The organism is Nostocoides japonicum T1-X7 (assembly GCF_001046855.1).
GTDB classification, from domain to species: domain Bacteria; phylum Actinomycetota; class Actinomycetes; order Actinomycetales; family Dermatophilaceae; genus Nostocoides; species Nostocoides japonicum.
In genome coordinates this window covers 3,775,012-3,781,995 of the sequence record NZ_HF570958.1, presented here as the reverse complement: position 1 = coordinate 3,781,995, position 6,984 = coordinate 3,775,012, and the positions used below count along the sequence as shown (strand labels likewise).

General features: G+C 72.9%; 6 protein-coding genes. 2 read left to right on the top strand and 4 right to left on the bottom strand.

What is annotated here, in order from left to right:
- The first annotated feature begins 47 nt into the window (after window positions 1-47).
- Complete coding sequence (locus BN12_RS17180) at window positions 48-2,114, top strand: RecQ family ATP-dependent DNA helicase (RefSeq protein WP_048556537.1); 2,067 nt, start codon at window positions 48-50, stop codon at window positions 2,112-2,114.
- A 203-nt stretch (window positions 2,115-2,317) separates the two neighbouring features.
- On the opposite strand, the gene BN12_RS17175 is transcribed toward BN12_RS17180, so the two are convergent.
- The 4 genes from BN12_RS17175 to yczE all read right to left on the bottom strand — a co-directional run bounded on the left by BN12_RS17175 (window position 2,318) and on the right by yczE (window position 6,645).
- Window positions 2,318-3,235 carry an HAD family hydrolase gene (locus BN12_RS17175; protein WP_048554373.1) on the bottom strand — a complete coding sequence of 306 codons (918 nt, stop codon included), beginning with the start codon at window positions 3,233-3,235 and terminating at the stop codon, window positions 2,318-2,320.
- The gene (locus BN12_RS17170) at window positions 3,232-4,290 is read right to left on the bottom strand and encodes a formylglycine-generating enzyme family protein (protein WP_327152666.1); all 1,059 of its coding nucleotides are present in this window, start codon (window positions 4,288-4,290) and stop codon (window positions 3,232-3,234) included. Before BN12_RS17170 ends, BN12_RS17175 begins: the two co-directional genes overlap by 4 nt.
- On the bottom strand, window positions 4,287-5,786 hold the full coding sequence (locus BN12_RS17165; protein WP_048554371.1) for an arylsulfatase: 1,500 nt from the start codon (window positions 5,784-5,786) through the stop codon (window positions 4,287-4,289). Before BN12_RS17165 ends, BN12_RS17170 begins: the two co-directional genes overlap by 4 nt.
- Before the next feature lie 148 nt (window positions 5,787-5,934).
- Window positions 5,935-6,645: a membrane protein YczE gene (yczE, locus tag BN12_RS17160; RefSeq protein WP_053080218.1), complete on the bottom strand. Its 711-nt coding sequence runs from the start codon at window positions 6,643-6,645 to the stop codon at window positions 5,935-5,937.
- Window positions 6,646-6,719: 74 nt separating this feature from the next.
- On the opposite strand from yczE, the gene BN12_RS17155 reads away from it, so the two are divergent.
- Window positions 6,720-6,984, top strand: a 265-nt coding sequence (locus tag BN12_RS17155) for a GntR family transcriptional regulator (RefSeq protein WP_048554368.1), incomplete at its 3' end; no start/stop codon positions are given.

Here is a 6,984-nt window from a genome sequence, read left to right as displayed (position 1 = left end):
CCGGCGCCCCGCCCGGCGCGAGGGTCGACGACGCGGCGCTCACCGCCCTGCGCCGCCTCGTCGGCCGACCCGACGCGGGCTTCCGCGACGGGCAGCTCGAGGCGGTCCGCGAGCTCGTCGAGCAACGCCGGCGGGTCCTCGTCGTCCAGCGCACGGGATGGGGCAAGTCGGCGGTCTACTTCGTCGCGACCGCGCTGCGCCGCGCCGAGGGGGCCGGACCGACGATCATCGTCTCGCCCCTCCTGGCGCTCATGCGCGACCAGATCGCCGCAGCCCGCCGGGCCGGCATCCGGGCGGTGACGATGAACTCGGGCAACGCCGAGGAATGGGGCGGGGTGGCAGCCTCCCTCGCCGACGACGCCGTCGATGTCCTCCTCGTCAGCCCCGAGCGCCTCAACAACCCGCGGTTCCGGGCCGAGCAGCTGCCCGACCTCACCCGGCGGGCCGGGTTGCTCGTCGTCGACGAGGCCCACTGCATCAGCGACTGGGGCCACGATTTCCGGCCCGACTACCGCCGGATCCGGGATCTGCTCGGCACGCTGCCGGCCGACGTGCCGGTCCTCGCGACGACGGCGACGGCCAACGCCCGGGTCGTCACCGACGTCGTCGCCCAGCTCGGCGCGGGCGACCACGAGGTCCTTACGCTGCGGGGCGGGCTGGCCCGGGAGTCACTCCGGCTCGGGGTGCTTCCCCAGGCCGCCCCCGAGCAGCGCCTCGGTTGGCTCATCGCCCACCTGTCCGACCTGCCCGGGAGCGGCATCGTGTATGCCCTGACCGTCGCCGGAGCCGAGGACGTGGCCCGCGCCCTCGCGGAGGCCGGGCACGCCGTCCGCGCCTACACGGGCCGAACCGACCCGGCGGAGCGCGAGGAGCTCGAGCGGGCGCTCCGCGACAACGAGGTCAAGGCCCTCATTGCGACGAGCGCGCTCGGGATGGGGTTCGACAAGCCGGATCTCGGCTTCGTCGTCCACGTCGGCGCACCGTCGTCCCCGGTCGCCTACTACCAGCAGGTCGGCCGGGCCGGGCGAGCCACCGACCGCGCTGACGTCCTCCTCCTTCCCGGACCTGAGGACCGGGACATCTGGCAGTGGTTCGCCTCCGCGAGCATGCCCCGCGAGGACCAGGCCGCCGCGGTCATCCGCGCCCTCTCGGAGGCCACCCGCCCGCTGTCCACCGCAGCCCTGGAGACCATCGTCGACATCCGCCGCACGCGCCTGGAGCTGCTCCTCAAGGTCCTCGACGTCGACGGGGCCGTCGAACGGGTCACCGGCGGGTGGCGTGCGACGGGCGAGCGGTGGGTCTACGACGCCGAGCGGTATGCCGCGGTCGCCGCCACCCGCCGGGCCGAGCAGCAGCACATGCTCGACTACGAGGCGACGACGGGCTGCCGGATGCGGTTCCTCCAGGAGTCGCTCGACGACGCGACCGCGGCCGACTGCGGACGCTGCGACCGGTGTGCCGGCCCGTGGTTCTCGACCGACATCCCGCCCGCCGCGCTCGGGACCGCCCGCGAGCGGCTGGAGCGCGTGGGCGCCGTCGTCGAGCCGAGGGCCCAGTGGCCGACGGGGATGGATCGCCTCGGCGTCCCGGTGAAGGGCCGCATACCGGCCGACGAGCTGGCCCTCGAGGGACGCGCCGTCGCCCGGTCGAGCGACCTCGGTTGGGGGCAGCGGTTGCAGGCCCTCCTCAGGGAGGACTCGGCCGTCCCGCCGGAGGTGCTGCGGGCCTGTGTCGCCACCCTCGCGGCGTGGGGCTGGACGCACCGGCCCGTCGGGGTCGTCGCGATGCCGTCACGGAGACGTCCGGCCCTCGTCGGGTCGCTCGCAGAGGGGATCGCCGAGATCGGCCGGCTGCCGTTCCTCGGCAGCCTCGAGCCGCGGCACGGCGGGCCGGAGGGCGAGCCCGGCGGCAACAGCGCCTTCCGCCTCGCCTCGGTCTGGGACCGGCTGGCCGTGGAACCGGCCGTGGCCGCCGCCGTCGCGGGCGCTCGAGGGCCGGTCCTCCTCGTCGACGACGTCGTCCACTCCCGATGGACGCTGACCGTCGCGGCCCGCGAGCTGCGGCTCGCCGGGGCGGAGGCCGTCCTCCCGTTCGCGCTCCTCCTCGACAGCTGAGCGTGGCCCGGTCGCTACGACACCGCCCGGACGAAGCAGGCCCTGCGTCCAGCATGCCTTCCGGCCCCGATCGGACACTCGCCCGCTCGCGCCGTCGGACTCCGGCGCTGCGGATGGACCCCGGAGATCGGTCACACCCAGGCATCCGATCCGGCACTCCAATGCCGTGGCGCAGGCGCCCGGAACCGGCCGATCGAGCGCCGTCATCCAGCCGGGGACGAAGGGAACACCGACTCCCAGTCCGTCGCCATGCTGACGACCGTCCAGCCCGAGCGGGCCGCGACCTCGGCGATGGGCTCGGCGTTCGCGACCGTCTCCGCTCGGCTCTCGTAGGCGTGCTCCCGCTCGGCGTCGTCGTGGTCGACGAGCAGGGCGAGACCGGGGCCGGGGCCGCTCGCCGCCCACTGGAGCATCTCCAGGTCCCCCGCGGAGTTGCCCGCCGCGAGCAGCGGGCGACGCCCGAGCTGCGCCTGGATGTTGCTCACCTTCGCCGGCCCCTCGTTGGCCGCGCCGAGGAGCCGGGCGGTCCTGCGCAGCTGCGTGGCCCCCCTGGCGTCGGTCGTCACGTCGTACTCGATGAGGCTCCCCACGACGAGCTCCGGCGGCACGCCGTAGAGCTCCTGGCTCACCGCCCGGAGGAAGTCGGCGCCACCGCCCGTCACGATACCGACAGTGAAGTCGAGGCGACGCAGCTGCGCGATGAGCTCGAGCATCGGCTGGTAGACCAGGGTGCTCGCCGGGCGATACCGCCCGGACACCGCTCCCCGGAGGAAGGCTCGCGCGGCGGCCGCGAACTCCTCCGGGCTCATCCCCTCGAAGAGCGAGGCGAGGGCCAGGGCGATGCGCGGCAGTCCGAGCGCGGCGACCTGCCCGGCGTCCCCGTCCAGCAGGGCCGCGAACTCGGGTCGGTCGCGCAGCCCCGGGTCGGCCGTCACCCGCGACCGCAGGGTGTCGAGGAAGAAGTCCAGCTGCACGTACCGCGGCCGCTCGCACCACAGGGTGCCGTCGTTGTCGAAGAAGGCGACACGGTCCTCCACGGGGAGGGAACCCGCCGCCTCGAGGAAGGCGACGATCGCCTCGCGCGTCCTGCCCGGCCGCCACGACGGCAGGATGCGGCTCACGCGCGGGCCTCGTCGGATCGGGCGGCGGCGTCCCGCGGCATACCGGACGGGGGCGCACCGGTCTCGTCGCCGGACGCGACCCCGGCGCCGAGACCACCGCCGACGGAGCCACCGGGCCCGCCGGATCCGGCGTCGTAGAAGCACCGGAAGCCGACATGACTCATCCCGGTGTCCTCCGGCTGCGGGCGCCGCGCCGCCGGTCGGTACCGGAGGCAGTAGGTGTCGGCACACAGGTGGGAGCCGCCCTTGATGACCCGACGAGGGACGCGGAACTGCGGCTGCCGCTCGTCCTGGCTCGTCGCGGCCTCGCCGCCGCGCGGGTTGTGGGGCACGCAGCACGCGTGCCCCGCGGGCTCGGGATGGCGGGCCGTCCAGTAGTCGGCAGTCCACTCCCAGACGTTCCCCGCCATGTCGAACAGGCCGTAGCCGTTGGCGGGGAAGGACCCGACCGGTGAGGTCCGCAGCCACCCGGACTCCCCGGTCGAGCGCCACGGAAAGTCCGGGCCGTCCCACACGTTGGCCATGATCCGGCCGTCCGGGCGCGGCTGCTCCCCCCACGTGAAGGCCGCTGCGTCGAGGCCGCCCCGCGCGGCGAGCTCCCACTCCGCCTCGGTGGGCAGTCGCGCCCCGCACCACGTGGCATACGCGACGGCATCCTCGTGGGCGACGTGGACGACGGGGTGGTCACCGAGCCCGTCGACCGAGGAGCCCGGGCCGAGGGGGGCCCGCCACGAGGCGCCGGGGGTCCAGCGCCACCACTGGCTCAGGTGACGCAGGTCGACGGGGCCGGGCGTGCCGACGAACACCATCGAGCCGGGGACGAGGTTCTCCACCGGTGCGCCCGGGAAGTCCGCGGGGTCGAGCGGCCGCTCGGCGACCGTGACGTACTCCGTCGCCGCCACGAAGGCGGCGAACTCGGCATTGGTCACCTGCGTGGGCGACACGCCGAACCCGTCGACGCGCACCGGGTGGGCTGGCGCCTCCTCGGGGTAGTGCCGGTCGGACCCCATGGTGAAGACGCCCCCGTCGAGGACGACGGTGTCCGGTGGCGTCACGAGCTGCCGATGCCGGCCTGGAGCTTGGCCATGGCCTGGTCGATGGTGAAGGACGCCGGCTTCTGGCGTGGCGGGAACTCGTGCAGCGTCGCGATCATCTGGGTGACGTAGGCCTGGGCCGGGATGAACAGCCAGACGTGGTCGAAGACCCAGTCGAAGTACGTGTTGGACGTGATGTCGGCGCGCTCGTAGGGGTCCGTGCGGAGGTTGAACAGCTTGGGCGCCCGGAGCACCGTGTACGGCTCGAGCCACACGTTGAGCGTCCCCCTGGCGCGCTGCTCCATGAAGACGACCTTCCAGTTGTCGTAGCGCAGCGCCGTGAGGTCTCCGTCGTCGGAGACGTAGAAGAAGTGCTTCCGGGGGCTGTCGGGGACCTGCCCGGTGACGTATGCGAGCTGGTCGTGCCCGTCGAGGTGCACCTTGTACGTCGTCCCCGCGAGCTCCGTGCCGGCCCGCAGCTTCTCCGCGATGGCTGGCTCCCCGACGGCGCTGAGGAACGTCACGAACCAGTCGTTGTGGCTCACGATGCCGTTGAGGACGGTGCCCGCGGGGATCTGCCCCGGCCAGCGGACGGCGCACGGAACGCGGTATGCCCCTTCCCAGTTGGAGTTCTTCTCGTTGCGGAACGGGGTCATCCCGCCGTCGGGCCAGCTGTTCATGTGCGGACCGTTGTCGGTCGAGTACATGACGATGGTGTTGTCGGCGATCCCGAGCTCGTCGAGGCAGCCGAGGAGGTCTCCCACGATGTCGTCGTGGTCGCACATCGTGTCGTGGTACTCCGACTGCCACCGCCCCGCGCGGCCTCTGCTCTCCGGCTTGCCGTGCGTGCGGAAGTGCATGTGGGTCGAGTTGAACCAGAGGAAGAACGGCACGTCCTCGTCGGTCTTGCGCTGCATGAAGTCGATGGCGGCGTCGCGGAACTCCTCGTCGCACGTCTCCATCCGCTTCTTCGTCAGCGGTCCGGTGTCCTCGATCCGCTGGGTCCCGCCAGGCTCCGCCCAGGACCGGATGACCCCGCGCGGACCGAACCGCTCACGGAACCCCGGGAGCTCCTCCTCGGTCGGGTAGTCGTACTGCTCCGGCTCCTCCTCCGCGTTGAGGTGGTAGAGGTTCCCGAAGAACTCGTCGAAGCCGTGCATCGTCGGGAGGAACTCGTCGCGGTCGCCGAAGTGGTTCTTGCCGAACTGACCCGTCGCATACCCCTGCTCCTTGAGCGCGGTCGCGATCGTCGGGTCCTCGGCGCGAAGACCGATGTCCGCCCCCGGCATGCCGACCTTCGTCAGGCCGGTGCGGTAGGGGTTCTGGCCGGTGATGAAGGCGGCCCGACCGGCCGTGCAGCTCTGCTCGCCGTAGTAGTCGGTGAACCGCACCCCCTCCTCGGCGATGCGGTCGATGTTCGGCGTGCGGTAGCCCATCAACCCGTCGCTGTAGCAGCTGAGGTTCGTGATGCCGATGTCGTCGCCCCAGATGACCAGGATGTTCGGCCGCTCCGCCATGGCTCCTCCTCGAGGTATGTGGCCGGGGACCCGGCCGTCAGGGCCGATCATCTCGCCATCGATCCGGGTCCCGCATCACCCGCGACGGATGGACTCGCGCCGGCCGCTCTCCCGACCACGACAACCCCGGGGGGTTTCCGTGGCCGGATCAGCCCGGGGACCACGACAACCCCGCACCTGCCGCGTCACAGGCGTGCAGGCGGACGGTGACCATCGGGAGGAAGAGCTGGACGAGCGGGCCGATCGAGACGGCATACAGGATCGTCCCGACCCCGACGACGCCGCCCAGCAGCCAGCCGACGACGAGGACCGTCACCTCCAGCGACGTCCGGACGAGCCGGATCGACAGGCCGGTGCGGCGGGACAGGCCGGTCATCAGCCCGTCCCGGGGGCCGGGCCCGAGCTGGCTGCCGATGTAGAGGGCGCCGGCGAGGCCGTTGAGGACGATGCCGGCGAGCAGGAGGATCCACCGCAGGGCGAGGGCGTCGGGCGCCGCGAGAAGGTCGAGGGTCACGTTCGTCGCGATGCCGATGACGACGGCGTTCGCGACCGTGCCGAGTCCGGGCCACTGGCGCAGCGGGATCCAGAGGAAGAGGACGGCGAAGCCGACGATGATGACGACCGCCCCGAAGCTGAGGCCCCAGTGCCGGCGCAGGCCGTCGTGGAGGACGTCCCACGGATCGAGGCCGAGGCCGCTGCGGACGAACATCCCCATCGCCGTCCCGTAGAGCCACAGGCCGACGAACAGCTGGACGAGCCGGCGCGGCAGGTGCCCGGCCCGCAGCTGCTGCCACGGGGTGAGCGAGGCGAGCTCCACACGACGCGATCGGGCCCGGCGGAGCACGGCGAGGGGCGACATGCGGACCATCGTGACAGGCAACTGGCCTGTAGGTCGATGGCCAGTTCACGACAACTGGCCTACCATCGGTCCCCATGACCATCCCCTCGGTGTCCGCCGGGCGCACGGCGAGCCTCCTCGGCGTCGTCGGCGGCGACCAGCCGGCCTACCGGGCGCTCGCGGACGGGCTGCGCCTCCTCGTCGCCGACGGCCGGATCCCCGCCGGAACCCGCCTGCCGAGCGAGCGGGCCCTCACGGGCGCGCTCGGCGTGAGCCGGACGACGGTCACCCGTGCGTATGCCGTGCTCCGCGAGAGCGGCTGGCTCACCTCCCGCGCCGGCTCCGGCAGCGTGGCGACCC

Excerpts from the sequence above, each read along its gene's own strand:
- BN12_RS17165 (WP_048554371.1), bottom strand. The coding sequence starts at position 5,786 with ATGGCGGAGCGGCCGAACATCCTGGTCATCTGGGGCGACGACATCGGC.
- yczE (WP_053080218.1), bottom strand. The coding sequence starts at position 6,645 with ATGTCGCCCCTCGCCGTGCTCCGCCGGGCCCGATCGCGTCGTGTGGAG.